This is a genomic window from Clostridium sp. 001, from assembly GCF_019056555.1.
Lineage (GTDB): Bacteria > Bacillota > Clostridia > Clostridiales > Clostridiaceae > Clostridium_B > Clostridium_B ragsdalei.
Genome location: NZ_CP020473.1, coordinates 2,656,873 through 2,676,685, shown reverse-complemented (window position 1 = coordinate 2,676,685; position 19,813 = coordinate 2,656,873). Strand labels below are relative to the sequence as shown.

The window sequence follows — 19,813 nt, the reverse complement described above, 5'->3', positions numbered from 1 at the left end:
ACAACAATTATCAACTATAGAAACAACTTCCCCCCATAAATTCTCTCAAAATGGAATTATCCGGAACAAACTTAACATCCACTGATTTAAAGAAATGGAGGAAACTTTTAAGTCTCAATGCTTCATAATATACAGGACTAGAACTATTTATACCATCCAATTCTTTAAGTGCATAATCCTTTAGCACGCATAGCTCGTACACTAACGTAGAATTAAACATAACATCTGCATTTTCCTGAAATACAAATATATTTTTTTCTTCTCCATTTTTTATAGAAGGCCACATCTTTAGAGTATCTTCCGCACTATAGCCTCTAAAAAGAGAATCTCTAACTATTCTCCTTATAATTCTCACATCAGTAGTAGCTATTCTATTATGATTATCCAAATTTAGTTGAGTAAGAGCACTTATATATATTTTAAATTTATTCTCTTTTGGAATGGCAGAAGTAAGAAGTTCATTCAATCCATGTATTCCTTCAATTACAATTACACCTTTTTCCGGCAGCTTCAACTTGTTGCCAACCCATTTTCTACATCCTGTTTTAAAATCAAATGTAGGTACTTCAATTTCTTCTCCCCTCATAAGTGCTTCCAAATCATCATTAAAAAGTTTTAAATCAAGGGCATATATAGATTCAAAATCATAATTTCCATTTTCATCTTTTGGAGTATGGTCCCTATCTACAAAGTAATCATCCAATGAAATTGGAACCGGTATAATTCCATTGACTCTTAATTGTATTGAAAGTCTTTTTGAAAAAGTAGTTTTTCCAGAAGAACTTGGTCCTGCAATCAACACAACTTTTACATTTTTTCTTTCGCTTATCATATCAGATATATAGGCAATTTTCTTTTCATGAAGTGCCTCAGCTATCCTTATCATGTATGCAATTTCTTTATTTTCAACCTTATGATTTAGAGATCCTACATCTCCTACTTCAAGTATATTTCCCCATTTTTCAGTTTCATAAAATATCTTACTTAATTTTTTATATTCTACAAATTTAGGCAAATTATAAGGATCAGATTCCACAGGATGCCTTAGTATAAATCCTGGCTCATAATACATTAAATCAAACACCTTCAATACTCCCGTAGAAAATGCCATAGAGCCATAAAAATAGTCGTATCTACCATCTAATTCATATAATTTTACTTCATCTGTATTTACATAGTTTAAAAGTCTTACTTTATCTTCCATGCCATAGTTTCTAAAAATTTCTATTGCATGTTCTTTAGTCATCCCTATTTTTTTTATAGGTATATCCTGTTTTATTATCTCTTCCATTTTCTTTTTTATCTTTTTTATATCTTCTTCACAAAGGGGGGTATCTTTATGAATTTCCCCAAATATACCTTTACTTAAAGAATGCTCTATAGTAACTTTTGCCCCATTAAATAAATCATATACAGATTTAATAAGAACAAATTGAAGTGTTCTTGCATAGGTTTTGTTTCCTAACTTGTCCCTTATATCTACTATCTTAAAAGTTCCAGATTTCTCTAATGAATTAGTAAGTTCAAAATATTCTTCATTGACTTTTGCAAGTACCACAGGTATATCTTGTACAGGATAATTGTCCTCAAATATTTTATACAAACTGGTTCCCTTTTTAACCAATATATCTTTCTGACCAATCTTAAGATTTAATACATCTTTTCTGTCTTTCTCTTGTATTTCACAAATATCTTTGTACATCAATTTAGTACTTACCTTCCCCATATAATTCATCCCCTTTGACCTAAATATCCTACTAAATTAAGTGCTACTATCATTATACTTCATATTTATTCTAAAATGTTCTCGTTTTTACTTATATTTTTTTGTATTAATGTAAATATATAAATAGATATATATTTTCAATATATAATTTGCGACTTGAAGGGTGGTATTTTATGTTCATAGTACTTTTTAGAACTATTGTCTTATATTTACTAGTTGTAATATCCATGAGGCTTATGGGAAAAAAACAGATAGGTGAAATGGAACCTTTTGAATTAGCTGTAGCAATAATGATATCCGAATTGGCTTCTCTTCCAATGCAAGATACCAGAATTTCTATAATTCACGGTATAATTCCAATAATAACTCTTTTGACTTTACAAACTCTTTTAGCACTACTCCAGCTTAAGAGTGAAAAAATAAGATTGTTTTTTAGTGGAAAACCAACCATATTAATTGATAAGGGAAAGCTGGACTTAAAAAAATTAAAGGATGAAAAATTTAATATAAATGATTTAATGGAAGAACTGAGAATGCAGGGATATTATAATTTATCCGATGTAGAATATGCCATACTTGAAACCAGTGGCCAACTTTCTGTTATACCTAAAACCGAACTTGCCCCTGTAACTAAAACAGATTTAAAAATAAAACCTTCTCAAGATGTGCTACCCATAACACTCATAATGGATGGTAAAATAAACTTTAAAAACCTAATTATAGCAAAAAAGGATGAAGCTTGGCTCAAACAAATGATGAAGAAAAACAGCATAGTTTCCACAAAAAACATATTAATAGCTTTACTGGATTCAAAAGGGAAATTTTATTACCAACTAAAAGAAAAAAATACACAGGATGTGATTAAATGAAAAGTTCTATAACATCTTTTACCATATTCATATTGATGATGTTATCTATACTATTTTCAATACAATATTTAAATACAATATGTAGTAAATTAGAAAGTTCGAACATAAAAATACAAAAATCCATTGAATCAAATTCCTGGAATGAAGCCCGTAAAAATTATGAGAATTTCATGGTTCAGTGGGAAAAATATTCACCAAAGGTATCAATTTTTTCAAATCATAATGAAATAGACAATATAAACAGTGAGTTATGGAAACTAATGCAGCATATAACATATAGAAATGGAGAAGAATCCCTAGCCTCTGTAAATGTAATAAAAAATTTGCTGCACCATATACTGAAAATGGAGCAACTAAACATTCAAAATCTATTTTAAATGCAATTTTCTATTTAAATTCCATATATTCGATATTGTATTTATGGTAAAAACGATTTACTTCTGATATACTGTAATTGTACGTTTAGTACCTTTAGGCTTAACTAGCGAATATTGTAAAAATGTTCGGAAAATAAGTTTGTCCATAACTTTAAAAACTTTATATAGGGTTCATAACTTAAACTTATAGATTTATATGTAAAAATATTTTATTCTTATATTAATAAAACATAAGAATAAACTGAATTGCTTATAATATATTCATGTGTATACATCTAGCTTTCACTTAGAAGCCCTATATTATAGCTATAAAATATTATATTGGAAGGTGGAATAATAATGGCATTAGTTACTACTAAAAACATGTTCAAAAAAGCTTATGAAGGAAAATATTCAATAGGCGCTTTTAATATTAATAATATGGAGATAATTCAAGGTGTAGTTAATGGAGCAAAGGCTAAAAACTCTGCTGTTATTTTGCAATGTTCAGCAGGTGCAATAAAGTATGCAGGTCCTAAATATTTAAAAGCCATGGTAGACGCTGCAATAGAAGAAACAGGTATTGACCTTGCACTTCACTTAGATCATGGTCCTGATTTTGAAACTGTAAAGCTGTGTGTGGAAAATGGTTTTACTTCAGTAATGTTTGATGGTTCTCATTTTGATTATGAAGAAAATGTAGCAAAAACCCAGGAAGTTGTAAAATATGCTCATGACCACGGAGTAGTAGTGGAAGCAGAACTTGGTGTACTTGCTGGAGTAGAAGATGATGTATCTGCTGCAGAACATATATATACCGATCCAGATCAAGCAGAAGACTTTGTAAACAGAACAGGTATAGATTCCTTAGCAATAGCTATAGGTACTTCCCATGGCGCATTCAAATTTCCACCAAACTTCAAACCTAAATTAAGATTTGACATACTTGAAAAAGTTCAGGAAAAACTTCCAAATTTCCCTATAGTACTTCATGGTGCTTCAGCTGTAGATCAAGAAGCAGTAGCAACTTGCAATAAGTATGGAGGAAATTTAGCTGGTGCTAAAGGAATACCAATAGATATGCTTAGAAAAGCTTCTTCAATGGCTGTATGCAAAATAAACATGGATACTGACTTGAGATTAGCTATGACTGCTGCTGTGAGAAAAACTTTTGGAGATAAACCAGAAGTTTTCGATCCAAGAAAATACTTAGGTGCAGGAAGAGATGCAATACAAAAAGTAGTAGAATCCAAAATAGATAATGTACTTGGTTCTGCAAATTCCTTAAAATAAAAAATAAGAGGCTTCCTTATTAGGTTTAAGGGGGCCTCTTATTAAATTTTTATTAATTTAACCTTTATATATTAACTTTTATGGTATAATTCAAAATAACAATAGTTTTTTCATAGGGAGTGAATTCTTTGGAAGAATGTGAAACAAGAATAATAAAAATAGATTCTGACCATATAAGGCTAAAGCTAAAACAGATGAAGGCTATAAAAGTCAAAATGGAGAATCAAACAAATTGTATATACGACTTTGAAGATGGACGTCTTATAAAAAATAAAGGTTATGCCAGAATAAGAATTGTAGAAGATCTACTTCACAATTCGACTCATTTTTATATGACTACTAAAAAGCTTTTAAGTCAGGAAAAATATAAAGTAATGGAAGAGAATGAAACTGAAATACTTGACGCAGAAGCAGGCAAAAAAATATTTAAATCACTTGGACTAAACTTACTCCAATCTATAAAAAAGTATCGGGAAAGTTACAAATATAAAAACAGCTTAGTTGAAATAGACATAAATGACACATCCTTCTGTCCTTTCCCCTATATAGAAATAGAAACTAAAAGTGATGAAGAGTTGAATGAATTGGTAGAATTGCTGGGGTACTCCATAAAAGATACTACCTCTAAAACTATATATGAAATATTAAACGGGAAATAGGAGCCTCTATGTTTGGTTATGTAACTCCATATAAAATGGAGCTTAAAATAAAGGATTATGAAAAATTCAAAGCTTATTATTGCGGATTATGCAGGTCTATAAAATGTAACATTGGAAATGTTCCCAGAGTATCTCTAAATTATGACATGACTTTTCTTGCACTGCTTTTGGACTCTTTAGAAACTGGTGAACAAACTTATGTAAAAAAAAGATGTATCCTTCATCCCCTGCAAAAAAAGATTATTTTAAAAGATAATGATTCTTTGAAGTATGCAGCTTTTTGCAATATATACCTAAGTTATTTCAAACTTTTAGATGATGTAGTCGATGACCATTCTTTTAAAAGCAAGGTATTATCGGTTTGTCTCAAAACATATTTTAACAAAGCAAATGAAAATCATAAAAAGGTTTTTATACATATAAAAGGCAACTTAAGCAAGCTTTATGAACTTGAAAAGAAAACTAATAATAAATCCATAGATATGATAGCTCATCCTTTTGCACATCTTACTGGACTTATATTAAGTTCTTTTAAGTATGAAAAAATTAAAGAGGAACTGTATTTCTTTGGATATAACCTTGGGAAATGGATATATATTATAGATGCCTTAGATGATTTACATGATGATATGTCAAAGGGAAAATTTAATGTTATAAACAAATGTTTTAACGTGGAAAATTTAAACTATGAAAGATTTTCTAAAGAAATAGAAACTAGAATTGATTTCATTTTAGGTACTTGTGCTGCACAGTGCATGAATACTTTCGAAAAACTTCCTATAAAAAAGAATGAAGAATTACTACATAATATATTACAATATGGACTTTTAGATAAGATGGATAAAGTTTTTAAAAGGGGTGTTTACAAAGATGAAAAATCCATATGAAGTACTTGAAATAAATGAAAATGCTTCAAAAGATGAAATAAAAAAGGCTTATAGAACCTTAGCTAAGAAATATCATCCTGATCAGTATGGTAACAATCCACTTAAGGATTTAGCCGAGGATAAAATGAGAGACATAAATGAAGCCTATGACTATTTGATGAAAAATGAAGGGACAAATACATATAGTAGTGGAAGCAGTGATACCTATACTGGCAGCAATTCTAGCACATATCAGTCTGTAGAAAATGATATTTATAATGGGAATTTAAGCAGTGCAGAATCAAAACTCATGGGAATAAATACAAGAGATGCAGAGTGGCACTACCTCATGGGAATTTTAAATACTAGAAAAGGCTGGTATGACCAGGCTAGCACTAATTTAAGCACCGCCTGCAGTCTTGATCCAAATAATTTTAAATATCAAGATGCATTAAACAAGTTAAGAGGCATGAATAATTCCTATAGACAGCCTTATTATGACAACAGGAGAAAAGACCCTGATATATGTAACATCTGTGCTACATTATATTGTTTGGACTGCTTATGTGGAGGTGGAAATTGCTAAAATTATCAATTTAAAAAGAGGTGGGTGTAAATGACAAGAACTCAAAATAAAACCTCCAATATAACTAAAGGAGGTTTTTTAACTACCTTAGGAGTCATCTTAATATACTTAAGTGGTATAGTGCCAATAAATAAGGCTTCTCTTCTGGCTTTGGCTTCTTTTATCATACCATTATCGGTGCTCGTTACAAGTCCCAAAAACGCTATTACTATTTATGCAGCTACTTCCTTACTCTCTCTTTTAATATGTGGGTTTAAAATTACAGTGCTTTCCTACATAGTATTTTTTGGTCTCTATGGATTAATAAAATATTTTGTTGAAAAACTCAGGAAATTACCTCTTGAAATTATAATAAAGCTTGCTTTTTTTAATATATGTTTGTTAGTGCTATTTTTACTTTACAGCCTGTTTTTCCCTGGTCTTTTAAAGATAAAAATAAATCCTTATTTGATTGTATTAGGTGCACAAATAGCATTTCTAATATATGACTACTTATTAACCTTATTTATAAATTATGTTAACAGATATATTTTAAAAATAGTAAAATAATATTGTATTTAATAATAAACTATTGACATATGAATTTATGGTGATATAATGTTTATTGTTGAGGCTTACATAATAATGCCCATTCGCCAAACGGTAAGGCACCTGTCTCTGGAACAGGTATGTGTTGGTTCGAATCCAGCATGGGCAGCCAAGAGAGAACTCTTTATTTTAGGAGTTCTTTTTTAAAATAAAATTTAGAAATAAATTCTTGACAGAAAACTGTTTAATATTATAAAATGAGAAATAAACTAATATTTAGCTTTGAAAAAGGAACAGTAGTATTTATATCACTAAAGAGAGCTGTTGTTAGGTGAAAAACAGCGTGAACAGAATATGAACTCACCTTAAGAGCTTATCTGAAGAAAATCAGATACGGTTTAAACCGTTATTTTTTGAGTGAAACCAGTTTATGGGTTTAATTAGAGTGGTACCGCGGAAGTTAAATCTTTCGTCTCTTGATTTTAAGAGATGAGGGATTTTTTTATATTCTAGCAACAAATAAACACCACAATTCTACTAGACTTCTTTAGCTTACAAAAGCGTAAAGGCTATATTAAATTACAAATAAAGGAGAAGATATTATGTACAGTATCGAAACTGATAAAAAATGGCAAGCAAAATGGGAAGAAACATCACTTTATAAATTTGACGATAACAATTTAGATAAAAAATTATATGTACTGGAGATGTTCTCCTACCCTTCAGGTAGTAAACTTCATGCAGGACATTGGTTTAACTATGCTCCTGTAGACTCCTGGGCAAGGCTTAAGAAAATGCAGGGATATAATGTGTTCCAACCAATGGGTTTTGATTCTTTTGGTCTTCCTGCAGAAAACTATGCTATTAAAACTGGAATACACCCAAGTGATTCCACAGAAAAAAATATAGCTACTATGGAAAAACAACTTAAGTCTATGGGTGCAATGTTCAACTGGGAAAACGAAGTAATTACCTGTCGTCCTGAATATTATAAATGGAATCAGTGGTTATTTTTGCAATTATATAAACATGGTTTAGCTTATAGAAAAAATGCCCCTGTAAACTGGTGCCCTAGTTGTAAAACAGTACTTGCAAATGAACAGGTACAAGATGGATTTTGTGAAAGATGTGGTACCGAGGCAACTAAAAAGGATTTAACTCAATGGTTCTTCAAAATTACAGATTATTCAGAAGAACTTCTTCAGTGCCTAGATAAGCTAGATTGGCCAGAAAAAACAAAAGCTATGCAAAGACATTGGATAGGTAAATCCACCGGTACAAATGTAACTTTTAAAGTAGCAGCTTCCGATATTGAGTTCAGTGTATTTACCACAAGAGTTGATACCTTATTTGGTGTTACTTATGTAGTTTTATCACCTGAAAATACCTTAGTTGATAAATTAACCAAAGAAGAATACAAAGATGAAGTAGAAAAATATAAAGAATCAGCTAAGAAACAAAGTGAAATCGAAAGACAATCAATTACAAGAGAAAAAACTGGTGTATTCAGTGGTTCTTATGCTATAAATCCTATAAATGGTAGGAAAGTTCCTATATGGATAGGAGATTATGTACTAAATACTTATGGTACTGGTGCCGTAATGGCAGTTCCTGCCCACGATGAAAGAGACTTTGCATTTGCAACAAAATATAAGTTACCTATTGAAAGAGTTATAGAAGGTGGAGATTCCTTACCTTATGTAGAACATGGCAAGATGATAAATAGCGGTGAATTCAATGGTCTAACTACAAAAGAAGGCAAAGAAGCTGTAACTAAAAAACTTGAAAGTGTGGGATTAGGATCTGGGAAAGTAAATTACAGACTAAGAGACTGGTTAATTTCAAGACAGAGATATTGGGGAACCCCTATTCCTATAGTATATTGCGAAAAATGTGGAATAGTTCCTGTACCAGAAGATCAACTGCCAGTTGAACTCCCTTATAATGTAGAATTTTCTCCTGATGGTAAGTCTCCTCTTTTAAAATCAGAAGAATTCATGAATACTACATGCCCTTGCTGCGGAGGTCCAGCAAAAAGAGAAGCCGATACTTTAGACACATTTGTATGTTCTTCCTGGTATTACTTAAGATATGTTGATAACAAAAACAGTGAAAAACCTTTTGATAAAGCTAAAATAGATAAAATGCTTCCAGTAGACATGTACGTGGGCGGCCCTGAACATGCTTGCATGCATCTTCTGTATGCACGATTTATTACTAAAGCTCTTAGGGATATGGGATTCTTAGACTTTGACGAACCTTTCCTATCTCTTAGACATCAAGGTATAATACTTGGTCCTGATGGCCAAAAAATGAGTAAATCAAAGGGAAATACCATAGCTCCAGATGACTGTATACAAGAATACGGTTCTGACGTATTTAGGATGTATTTGATGTTTGGATTTGACTACAGCGAAGGTGGAGCTTGGAACGATGATGGAATTAAATCCATAAGTAAATTTGTAGATAGAATTGAAAGAACTATCTCTTCCGTAAAAGAAATTATAGAAAGTGGAGATACCGGAAAAGCTTCTATGGATACTGCCGAAAAAGAACTTAACTATACAAGAAACTTTTCAATCAAGTCTGTATCAGAGGATGCTAATAAATTTCAATTTAATACATCTATAGCTAGAATTATGGAATTTACAAATGCACTTTCCAAGTACATTCAGCAAAAAGATAAAAATATATCGCTGCTAAAAGATACTGTAATTGATTTTGTAAAAATCATAGCACCTTTTGCACCTCACTTTGCAGAAGATCAATGGGAATCCTTAGGAAAAAGCTATTCCATATTTAATGAAAAGTGGCCTGATTTTGAACCCGATGCACTTATAAGAGATGAGGCAGAAATAGCCATTCAGATAAATGGTAAAATCAAGGCTAAAATAAATGTATCCACAAACTTGAAAGAAGACCAGATAAAAGAGTTATCTCTTTCTAATGAACATATCAAATCCCTTTTAAAAGGTAAAGATATAAAGAAAGTCATAGTGGTAAAAGGCAGGCTTGTAAATATAGTAGCAAAATAACAATATGTAAATAGCTGTCATTACTAACTTCAGTTGCTAGTTTTAGCTAAAACCTGCAACTGAATTATAGCATGACAGCTATTTATACATTTGAAGTAACTTTTCTGTAGAGCGGAGTAAGCTTACAAGTTCAGACACTTCTCCTTCTTCAATTAAATTATTTAATTGAATTTGATATCTAGTTGATTCAGTTAACTTTCCCATAGAAGACATAGTAAGTATATTGTTCATTATATCAGAAACCAAGCTTGACTTTACTTCAAATAACTTTTGAGCATCTTTTATTTCATCCTTGATCTCAAGCATCTGTTGATCAAGCTGGAAAGCTGCATCTGCTGCACTCTTAAGTTTTAATTTTATTCCACCAGGTATATCCTGCTTATATTTGTAATTTAAGGAATGCTCTATAGTAGCCCAAAAATTCATGGCAAGAGTCCTTATCTGAAACTCAGCTAGTATTTCTTTCTCACCCTCTGCCATATTAACAGGGTATTTAATTATTACATGGTAGCTCCTATACCCACTTTCCTTCACATTAGATACATAATCTTTTTCATACATTATACTCATATCTTTCCTATTTCTTATTATCTCAACTACTTTTTCTATATCATCTACAAACTGACACATAACTCTAATACCAGCTATATCTTCCATCTCATAACCTATTCTGTCAAGAGGTATATTGAATTTATTGGCTTTCTCTAATATACTAGATATCTCCTTTACTCTTCCAGTAACAAATTCTATTGGTGAGTATTCATTTTTTTTTCTATATTCTTTTCTTATACTTTTAAATTTCACTTTTAACTCTTCAACAGCCTGACTATATGGTATTAAAAATGTTTTCCATTCCCCTATTGCCACATAAATCACCCCCAACGAATTATATAAGTACATTATTATTATATCAAAAATTTAAATTATTCAATATAGTATATATGTTTCCTATACACTTAATAGTATAATTTTAATAATTTTTTTGATATAATAATATTATAACTTAATAATCAATAGAAATAATATATTATTCATAATGAAGGTGGCTACAGATATGTCTAAAAAAAACTCTTTGGGTCTAAAAAGTTTAAATGAAGATGATGGCTTAAGTGAAGAAGAAAGGCAAAAACTACTACTTTACAATAAAAAAGTAGTATGTCCTGTTTGTGATAATAATTTTAATGCAAGAGCTATTAAGAAATCTTCTTATAGAATACTAAAAAAAGATTCTGACTTTTTTATAAGATATTCTATTATAAATCCCTATTTTTATGACGTATGGGTATGTGATGAATGTGGTTATTCGGCTATGAAAAGTGACTTTGAACACCTGAGTGATTATGATGCGAACATAATTAGGCAAAAAATCTCTCCTAAGTGGAAAAGTAAGAATTATCCTGAGGTATATGATATAGATTTAGCTATAACAAGGTACAAATTATCTCTTTTAAATTATTACATTATAAATGCTAGATCTAGTAAAAAAGCAATGAATTCTTTAAAAATCGCCTGGATGTACAGACTTAAGGAAGATGAAAAAAAAGAAATGGAATTTCTAAACCAGGCATTAGAAAATCTTCAAAGTGCATACTACAATGAGCCTTCTCCTATATACGGTATGGACAAGTTTACTACAATGTATCTTATAGGAGAACTTATGAGACGTACAGGTAGAGAAGAAGACTCCATAATCTGGTTCAGTGAGGTAACAACTTCTACTATAGCATCACAAAAAATCAAAAATTTAGCTAGAGATCAGAAAGATCTTATAAAGAATGTAATAGCTAAAACTGAAGATAACAATGCTATAGATGATTCAGGGGATAATAAAAAACATGGACTTTTTTCTAAATTTCACAAATAACCTGTCCATATATTTTTAGAGTAAACTTATTTTTAAGTTTACTCTATATTATTCTTATAGGATTAAATTTTACATAATCTGCAGAAGCTAGTATATACTCTACTCCATTTAATTTTCCCGTTACAGCCTTGGACAAAGATTCTCCATGAAGATGTCCATATATAACCTTCTCTACACCATATTCCTCAAACATATCTGTAAATCCAGAGGACATGAACTTTTCACTTATAGGTGGATAATGTATCATTACTATAAATTTTTTATATCCTGCCTCTTCTGCACAATTTAAAGAATTTTTCATTCTCAAAAGTTCTCTTTTGTATATTTTTTCATCATGAACAGAAAAATTATCACTTTCTGGACAATTCCAGCCTCTTGTACCGCATATTCCATAATCCTTATAGGTAAAAAAATTATTCTGTATAAAACCCATGTCTTCATACATATTATTTAGTTTAGTAATACTATTCCACCAATAGTCATGATTTCCCTTTATCATCAATTTTGTTCCTGGAAGTTGGTGCACCCACTCTAAATCACAAGCTCCTCCTTCCATGTTCATGGACCAAGATATATCTCCTGATATCAATACCTTGTCTTCACTAGTTATTTTGCTATTCCAATTTTTTTTTATTTTTTCATCATGGTTAGCCCAGTTATATCCAAAAATATCCATAGGCTTACTACCAGTTAAGTCCAAATGCAAATCTGATATTGCAAATAAAGCCAAATAATCACCTTCTACTTATATTTTTATCTATATCTATCACATAAGCTATTACTTTAGCTACCGCATCGTATAACTCAAAAGGCACATTATCCCCTATGTCCACATTACTCAAAAGATTGGCAAGCTCTTTATCATAAACTATAGGAACGCCGCTCTCTTTTGCCTTATTCAATATATTATCAGCTATTTGACCTATGCCTGCTGCAGTAACTATAGGTGCTTCATAATTATATTCATATTTTAAAGCTGCTGCTTTCTTTTTCTTATCCATAATATTCCCCTTCAATAAGAGTTCAGTAATGAGTTCATAATAACCAGTAAGGTATTTGAAAAAAATGCCTAAAGTTATGCCTTTGTATTTATAACACCTATATCACTATCCTGAAAAAACTCTCTACAAGTTGATATGTTCATCTCTTCTTTCTTTTCATCAAATCTAACATATACATTATAACCTATATCAGATAAGCTCTCCAGTACCCTTTTTTCAGTTTTCTTGAATAAATTAAGCCATTCCTTATTACATTTGATATCTATATCCATGTTACGATTTTTAACGCTTAAATATGCATCTACTGTACCCATATTTTCAGTACTTACAGAAGTTACTATTTTTACATTAGTAGAATCTATTTTTTTCCCTTTTTTCCTCTCATCCTTAATCATCAGTTTACATTGATAATCTTGTTGATTTAAATTTATAGGGACATCCATATAATAGTATGAATTAGAGACAGTATTAAATACCTTAAAATCATTCATGTTATTGTTAAGCACTTGTGCAATATTTCCACTAAGTTGATTTTTGGCATCTCCTTTTTGATCTAAAACTGTTCTTATAATATCCTTCATCTCACTGGTCTTTATGTTTATCTGTTCTTTTATCTGGCTTACAATGTCATCCATACCATTTTGCTTTGTAAAATTATTATGATGAGGACTTTCAACCTTACTACCTTCCTTTTCAAAAAACTTTAAAGCCGTATTTGAAATATCTTTTTGTTCCGAATTCTCTATACCCTTGGAAGAAATGCCTTTATCTGTACCTGTTTTTTGTTCTATATTTTTAGGAGAAATATCTTTATCTATACTTGTCTGCTTCTCCATGCCTTTAGAGGAAATATCCTCTTTTACGTTAGATGGTTGTTTTATATTTAGGGATTGAGTTTTTTCTTCACCTACTGAATTTTTGATTTTATTTAAAATCTCATTTAACTTACTTACATCCAATCCCTCACTATTTAAAACAGTTTTATTTTCTAAACCAGCCTTTTCTATACCTGTTCTACTAACAGTGCCTTTTTCATTCTGTGTAGAAGCAGTATTCTCCTTAGTCGGTATATTTATTGCTTTACTGTCACTATCTTCACTTCTATATACTTCAGCTTGGGCTTTTTCAGAAATAACTTTTAGATTGTCTTTTGTACCTTCAACTTGGTTTGGGGTTTGTACATTAGTGGAATTCTGTCCAGATAGAGTTTCTCCCAAGAACTTTATTTCATTATATATTGTGCCGTCTTTTTTGAATACATTGTTAAAACTTTTTATATTATCTTCACTTAGTTCCATATTGTTTTCCAGGAAAGTAAGCAAATCATCACCACTTATCTGTTTTAGTTGAGTAAAAAAATTTTTTAATGTACTGGTGGTAAATTTACCTTCTGTGCTTTCAGGGGATATGCCTCTACTATCTAAATATTTATCTATAAACTCATTCTCTTCATTAGGATCATTTTTTATTTTGTCTATAAAATCCAGGGTAGTTTTTATATTAGAAATATTGCTTTTGGTAAGTGGTATTCCGTGCTTAAGCATGCTTTTTACAAGCTGGTAGTCATCACTGCTTAAATTAAGATCACCGGACTCTCTAATAAAACTATCTATAGAATCTTTGCCTCCGCTTTGTTCTCCATCTTGTGAGTTCACAATTTTTAATTTAAGCTTTCCATTTTCGAACCCTTGTACTTCTAATCTTACAAGCTTATTTGGCAAAAAATCTACTGGGTTTTCTATCTCTGCAGAAAATTGCCATCCATCTAAAAGTTTTAAAAGTATTTCTCCTGTAGACTTTTTTAGATCTAAAATCCTAGCAGAAAATCTTTCACCTACTTCAAAAGATAATTTAGTAGATATACGCTTGTTATCTACATTATAACTACTGTTTATATTCCATATACCTGGCAAATTCATCACCCTTTATAAATTTATTCTCTTTTTAAGTTATGTATAAATTATCGTACAAAAATGTTTTTTCATAAAGATAAAATAAAAAAATCTGGGATAAACCCAGATTTTCTTTTAATTATTATGTTCTGCCAAACCTCTACTTTTACTCTGCTCTTGTTTCAATACCGGTGATACACTCTTATACAAAACTAGTGTAAGTGCTGTAAGTAATACTCCTTTTAATAAATTAAAAGGTACAATAGCAAATAATATCAAGGTATTTATATCTGTTATACTTCCATTTACTTTTCCTGCTGCTGCTACCATTGCGCTTATAGGGAAATTAAGTACTTTTTCATAAAGTGGAAGTAATACAAAGTAATTTAACACTGCAGCAGATACTGACATAGCAATAGTTGCCGCCCCAAGACTAATTGCTGCTGTCTTTTTAGTTTTATGTCTGTTATATAAATATCCTGCTGTAAACACTAAAACTGAACCCACTGCAAAATTTGCAAACTCTCCTATAAATGCTGTTTTCCCATCAAATATTCCATGAAGTATATTCTTTAAAAGCTCTATGGCAACTCCAGCTCCAGGTCCAAGTGCAAAAGTACCTATTAAAGCCGGTAAGTCACTTATATCAATCTGCAAAAACGATGGGAACACAGGAATTACAACTTCTATGAACATAAGTAAAAATCCAATTACACCTAACAATGATATCTTTACTAGTCTGTTTAACTTATTGCCTCTCATATCTAACATCCCCCTAAAATATTGTGTATAACCTTCTAAGGTAAGTAAAAAAGCCCTGATAAAATATCAGGGCTAATAAACGCTGCATTTTACCTTCTTTCATCCAGACTCTACTGTCGGCCTCGGAATCTCACCGAATCATACCAATTATGGCTCGCGGGCTATACCGCCGGTGGGGAATTACACCCCGCCCTGAAGATTATATTTTAAATTTTCAAATTTATTATAATACTTTTACCAGCACATTTCAACATATTCTTAAAATAACTTTTATCCAATGATTACCTGATCCAATAGTCCTATAGCCTCTCTTTGTCCGATCGCTACCATTGCTAACACCCCCATCGCACGCAGCGAAAGCAACTATCACCAAATCAAAGATTTGGGATATCTGCTTTTCTTCAAAGTGAGGTATAAGCACTGCTACGCGCCTGGATAAGCTCTTCCCCTAAAGGATAACGTATTCTAAGTGCTAAAGACACTAAGCATACTGTTAATAAGGTTCAGATGGAGAAAAGGTATTCCTTATAAGCAAACTCCACCTGAACCTAAGAATCACTTGATTTCATACTAAGTGATATTCTCTTTCTCTTTTCATCTACTTCAAGTACAGTTACCTGAACTATATCTCCTACCTGAACTATATCAAGTGGATGCTTCACAAATTTATCTGACAACTGACTTATATGAATAAGTCCATCCTGATGAACTCCAATATCTACAAAAGCTCCAAAATCTGCTACATTTCTAACTGTACCTGTAAGTACCATTCCCGGTTTTAATTGATTAATGTCTATTATTCCAGTCTTAAGTATAGGTTTGGGAAGTTCTTCCCTTGGGTCTCTTCCCGGCTTTTTTATCTCTTTTATTATATCTTTCAGAGTTGGCTCACCTACATTAAGCTTTTTTGAAAGAACATCTATGCCTATTTTATCAACTCTATTATCTATACCTGAAAGTTCTCCATTTTTTAAATCTTCCATATTATATCCAATGGTTTCCAAAAGCCCTTTTGCTGCATCATAAGATTCAGGATGAACAGAAGTATTGTCAAGGGGCTCACCGCTTTCCATTACCCTTAGAAATCCTGCACACTGTTCAAAAGCCTTGGCTCCCAATCTTTTAACCTTTAAAAGCTCTTTTCTGTTTTTAAATTTACCATTTTCTTCTCTATAAGCTACAATGTTTGATGCTATAGCAGTATTTATTCCAGATATATATGATAGAAGAGAAGGCGTTGCTATATTTAGATCTACACCTACACTATTTACACAATCTTCTACAATTCCCTTTAAAGATTCATCCAATTTCTTTGGTGCAACATCATGCTGGTACTGTCCTACCCCTATGGATTTAGGGTCTATTTTAACAAGCTCTGCTAAAGGATCTTGAAGTCTCCTGCCTATAGATATAGCTCCCCTCAAAGATACATTTATATCTGGGTATTCCTTTGCTGCAAGTTCTGATGCAGAATAAATTGAGGCTCCTGCTTCAGATACAATTACATAATACAGGTCTTTTCCTTTCTCTTCTTTAACTTCTTTTATAAGTTTTCCAATCAGTTCTTCAGATTCCCTGCTAGCAGTTCCGTTTCCAAGGGATACAACATTTACATCGTATTTATATACTAGCTCTTTTAGTTTCTTTATAGATCCTTCCACATCATTTTGAGGTGCAGTAGCATATACTATTGCGGTATCTAATAATTTACCTGTATCGTCCAATACTGCAATTTTACATCCATTTCTAAAACCAGGGTCATAGCCAAGTACATTTTTTCCCTTTATAGGTGATTGCATCAAAAGTGCCTTCAAATTGGCTTTAAATATTTTTATAGCACCTTCTTCTCCCATATCTGTAAGTTGTGATCTTATTTCTCTTTCAATAGACGGGTAAATTAGTCTCTTTAACGAATCCTCTACACTTTTTTCTATATAAGTATCTGTTATATTATTTCCTTTAAGAGATTGATTTTTTAAGTAAATTTCTATATTCTCCATATCACAACTTATCTTTACAGATAAAACTTTTTCCTTTTCCCCTCTATTTATAGCTAGTATTCTATGAGGTGGAATAAACTTAACTGCTTCTCTATAATCATAGTACATTTCATAAGGAGTTGGTTCTTTGCTCTCACCCTTCGTTTCAATTATTCCATTTTCCCAAACAAATTTTCTTATCCATTTTCTATACTTTGCTTCATCAGAAATAACTTCACTTATTATGTCAACTGCACCTGATAGTGCATCTTCTGAAGACTCAACGCCCTTTTCCTCATTTATAAATTTTTCTGCATACTTTTCTATATCATCTTGAAAGTTCCCAGCTAAAATGACTTCTGAGATAGGCTTAAGTCCCTTTTCCTGTGCAATAGTTGCTCTGGTTCTCTTCTTTGGTTTATATGGTCTATATATGTCTTCTACTTCTGTTAAAGTGCTGCTGTGCTCTATAGAATTCTTTAATTCTTCCGTAAGTTTTCCCTGCTCTTCTATTATCCTTATTACGTCTTCTTTTCTAGATTTAAGATTTCTAAGATATGTAAGCCTTTCTGCCAGTTTTCTTAAAGTTACATCACTCATGCTCCCTGTAAGCTCTTTTCTATATCTGGCTATAAAAGGTACTGTATTACCTGAATCTAAAAGTTCAATTACACTATTTATATATTTTTTATTTACACTAAGCTCTTCAGCTAATGTATCTATTATATTATCCATTTTTACCTCCTGGTTAATTTTATTTATCATAAATCTCTAAGCTAAAAGAAGGATTAAACATACTGAAAAAGTATAAATCAGCTAAAAATATATTACAACAGTTATATACACTTTGGCAAATTAATATATATTTAGAAACACATTATTTTAGAGGTTATTATTAATGAAAAAATTTATCTTTATGCTGCTATTAACTATATTTTGTATTATTTGTTCATTGAGTTTTCAATATTATTATTTTGTACATCCATTAAATTCTTCAAAAGTTAAAAATACTATTTCCTATTTATCCTCAGATAATTTTAAAGGAAGGCTTACTGGAACTTTGGAAAATTACGAAACAGCAGATTTTATAAAACATTATTTTAAAGCAGAAAATTTAAATCCTTACAATAAGGATTACCTACAATCCTTTAATGTAATTTACCCCGAAAAAATAGATGCCGCCCCATATCTCATAGTAAATGATAAAAATGGCTTTATAGTAAAACAGTATAAGTATGCTGCAGATTATAAAGAAGATATGCTAAACTTTAAAAATAGCAGTGTATCTTTTAAAAAAGATAATATTATTTCACTACCCAAAAACAGCTTTCAAGTGCAGACATCAAACCAATATTTTTTATTTTATACTCCCAAAAATGATAACTTAGATTTTAGAAGTTCCTTTATTTCAAATTCTCGGGGAAGTATGTACATTATGATAAAAGAACAAACTGCCAAAGAAATAAAAAATTATTTAAATTCAGGTTGTGAAATAAGCTGTTTCATACCTTTTCATAATAAATTAACTTCTGCTTACAACGTAATAGGATACATAAAAGGTAAAAATCCTGCTCTACCACCCCTTGTTCTATCTGCCCATTTTGACCACCTTGGTTCTGACCTTTCTGGCACAGTATATAGCGGTGCCCTAGACAATGCTTCTGGTACTTCTTTTTTACTTGGTCTTATAAAATATATAAATTCTCTTGGAAAACCAGAGAGAAATATAGTAATTGCAGCTTTTAATGCAGAAGAATTTGGCTGCCTAGGGTCAAAAAATTTTGCACAGCAATATAAAGATATCCTAAAAGGAGGAAAAGTTATAAATTTTGACATGTTAGGCAGTGATAAAAATGTTCCACTTTCCATAATGTCAGGAAAATGGGATTCAAAAAATTCACCTTTTGTAAAAGAAATAGCACAATTATGTACTAATAGCAAGATAAACTTTAAATATGCTTTTGAAAATTCCAGTGATCATCAATATTTTAGAGTTTATAACATAGACGCTCTAACTTTATCAGATGCAGACACATCAAAAATACACACACCTATGGATAAATCTCAATATATAAATACAAAATCCATAGATAGGTGCTTTAATGTAGTCTCAAAAGAAATTGACAGCTATGCTTTCAATAATAATCCTTTTATTTTATACTATAAGTACTTATTTGCCATATCGTTTTGTGGAATACTTATAATGGTTAGTTTATATTTGCATCAATTTTAACTTTTTTACTTAAACTTATCAAAATATTTAACTAGATAATTTCAACTAAGAAGCTGTTGAAATAGCAACTTTATAAATAAATCTGCTTAAAAGTTGATAATTGACAATAGACAGTTGAAGGAGGATTTTTCTTAAAAAAATCCTCCATAACCTTCAATTTTCCA

At 31.0% G+C, this 19,813-nt stretch carries 17 protein-coding genes, 1 tRNA gene, 1 riboswitch and 1 other annotated feature; of the genes, 11 read left to right on the top strand and 7 right to left on the bottom strand.

Going from position 1 to position 19,813, the window contains the following annotated elements; all coding sequences use genetic code 11:
- Positions 1-10: 10 nt before the first annotated feature.
- The gene (locus tag B5S50_RS12640) at positions 11-1,726 is read right to left on the bottom strand and encodes a nucleoside kinase (protein ID WP_065078999.1); all 1,716 of its coding nucleotides are present in this window, start codon (positions 1,724-1,726) and stop codon (positions 11-13) included.
- Positions 1,727-1,899: 173 nt separating this feature from the next.
- Between B5S50_RS12640 and B5S50_RS12635 the strand changes: the two genes are divergently transcribed.
- The 9 genes from B5S50_RS12635 to leuS all read left to right on the top strand — a co-directional run bounded on the left by B5S50_RS12635 (position 1,900) and on the right by leuS (position 9,918).
- Positions 1,900-2,595 carry a DUF421 domain-containing protein gene (locus B5S50_RS12635; protein WP_217301986.1) on the top strand — a complete coding sequence of 232 codons (696 nt, stop codon included), beginning with the start codon at positions 1,900-1,902 and terminating at the stop codon, positions 2,593-2,595.
- Positions 2,592-2,972, top strand: a complete 381-nt coding sequence (locus B5S50_RS12630; protein ID WP_065078997.1) for a DUF4363 family protein — start codon at positions 2,592-2,594, stop codon at positions 2,970-2,972. Before B5S50_RS12635 ends, B5S50_RS12630 begins: the two co-directional genes overlap by 4 nt.
- A gap of 339 nt (positions 2,973-3,311) precedes the next feature.
- Positions 3,312-4,244: a class II fructose-1,6-bisphosphate aldolase gene (gene fba / locus B5S50_RS12625; protein ID WP_065078996.1), complete on the top strand. Its 933-nt coding sequence runs from the start codon at positions 3,312-3,314 to the stop codon at positions 4,242-4,244.
- Between the two features lie 128 nt (positions 4,245-4,372).
- Positions 4,373-4,903: a class IV adenylate cyclase gene (locus B5S50_RS12620; RefSeq protein WP_065078995.1), complete on the top strand. Its 531-nt coding sequence runs from the start codon at positions 4,373-4,375 to the stop codon at positions 4,901-4,903.
- Between the two features lie 8 nt (positions 4,904-4,911).
- Positions 4,912-5,790 (top strand): DUF5685 family protein, encoded by an 879-nt coding sequence (locus tag B5S50_RS12615; RefSeq protein WP_217301985.1) that lies wholly within the window; start codon positions 4,912-4,914, stop codon positions 5,788-5,790.
- Positions 5,774-6,355, top strand: coding sequence for a J domain-containing protein (locus tag B5S50_RS12610; RefSeq protein ID WP_217301984.1), 582 nt, complete (start codon positions 5,774-5,776; stop codon positions 6,353-6,355). Before B5S50_RS12615 ends, B5S50_RS12610 begins: the two co-directional genes overlap by 17 nt.
- A gap of 30 nt (positions 6,356-6,385) precedes the next feature.
- The gene (locus B5S50_RS12605) at positions 6,386-6,904 is read left to right on the top strand and encodes a hypothetical protein (RefSeq protein WP_065078992.1); all 519 of its coding nucleotides are present in this window, start codon (positions 6,386-6,388) and stop codon (positions 6,902-6,904) included.
- Between the two features lie 76 nt (positions 6,905-6,980).
- Positions 6,981-7,055: transfer RNA gene (locus B5S50_RS12600), tRNA-Gln, on the top strand.
- Positions 7,056-7,156: 101 nt separating this feature from the next.
- Positions 7,157-7,363, top strand: a binding site (T-box leader).
- 122 nt (positions 7,364-7,485) lie between these two features.
- On the top strand, positions 7,486-9,918 hold the full coding sequence (gene leuS / locus B5S50_RS12595; RefSeq protein WP_065078991.1) for a leucine--tRNA ligase: 2,433 nt from the start codon (positions 7,486-7,488) through the stop codon (positions 9,916-9,918).
- Positions 9,919-9,996: 78 nt separating this feature from the next.
- On the opposite strand, the gene B5S50_RS12590 is transcribed toward leuS, so the two are convergent.
- Positions 9,997-10,785, bottom strand: coding sequence for a GTP pyrophosphokinase family protein (locus tag B5S50_RS12590; RefSeq protein ID WP_065078990.1), 789 nt, complete (start codon positions 10,783-10,785; stop codon positions 9,997-9,999).
- Between the two features lie 187 nt (positions 10,786-10,972).
- Here B5S50_RS12590 and B5S50_RS12585 point away from each other — a divergent pair, with 187 nt between their 5' ends.
- On the top strand, positions 10,973-11,782 hold the full coding sequence (locus B5S50_RS12585; RefSeq protein ID WP_065078989.1) for a DUF2225 domain-containing protein: 810 nt from the start codon (positions 10,973-10,975) through the stop codon (positions 11,780-11,782).
- Positions 11,783-11,825: 43 nt separating this feature from the next.
- Here B5S50_RS12585 and B5S50_RS12580 read toward each other — a convergent pair whose 3' ends face one another.
- The 5 genes from B5S50_RS12580 to B5S50_RS12560 all read right to left on the bottom strand — a co-directional run bounded on the left by B5S50_RS12580 (position 11,826) and on the right by B5S50_RS12560 (position 18,151).
- Positions 11,826-12,512 (bottom strand): metallophosphoesterase, encoded by a 687-nt coding sequence (locus tag B5S50_RS12580; protein ID WP_065078988.1) that lies wholly within the window; start codon positions 12,510-12,512, stop codon positions 11,826-11,828.
- A 4-nt stretch (positions 12,513-12,516) separates the two neighbouring features.
- The gene (locus B5S50_RS12575; RefSeq protein ID WP_013236956.1) at positions 12,517-12,783 is read right to left on the bottom strand and encodes an EscU/YscU/HrcU family type III secretion system export apparatus switch protein; all 267 of its coding nucleotides are present in this window, start codon (positions 12,781-12,783) and stop codon (positions 12,517-12,519) included.
- Positions 12,784-12,857: 74 nt separating this feature from the next.
- Positions 12,858-14,702 (bottom strand): hypothetical protein, encoded by a 1,845-nt coding sequence (locus B5S50_RS12570; protein WP_242872150.1) that lies wholly within the window; start codon positions 14,700-14,702, stop codon positions 12,858-12,860.
- A 108-nt stretch (positions 14,703-14,810) separates the two neighbouring features.
- On the bottom strand, positions 14,811-15,437 hold the full coding sequence (locus tag B5S50_RS12565; protein WP_065078986.1) for an ECF transporter S component: 627 nt from the start codon (positions 15,435-15,437) through the stop codon (positions 14,811-14,813).
- A gap of 87 nt (positions 15,438-15,524) precedes the next feature.
- Positions 15,525-15,641: riboswitch (FMN riboswitch) on the bottom strand.
- 344 nt (positions 15,642-15,985) lie between these two features.
- The gene (locus B5S50_RS12560; RefSeq protein ID WP_217301983.1) at positions 15,986-18,151 is read right to left on the bottom strand and encodes a Tex family protein; all 2,166 of its coding nucleotides are present in this window, start codon (positions 18,149-18,151) and stop codon (positions 15,986-15,988) included.
- Between the two features lie 163 nt (positions 18,152-18,314).
- Here B5S50_RS12560 and B5S50_RS12555 point away from each other — a divergent pair, with 163 nt between their 5' ends.
- Positions 18,315-19,649 carry a M28 family metallopeptidase gene (locus tag B5S50_RS12555; RefSeq protein ID WP_065078984.1) on the top strand — a complete coding sequence of 445 codons (1,335 nt, stop codon included), beginning with the start codon at positions 18,315-18,317 and terminating at the stop codon, positions 19,647-19,649.
- The last annotated feature ends 164 nt before the right edge of the window (positions 19,650-19,813 follow it).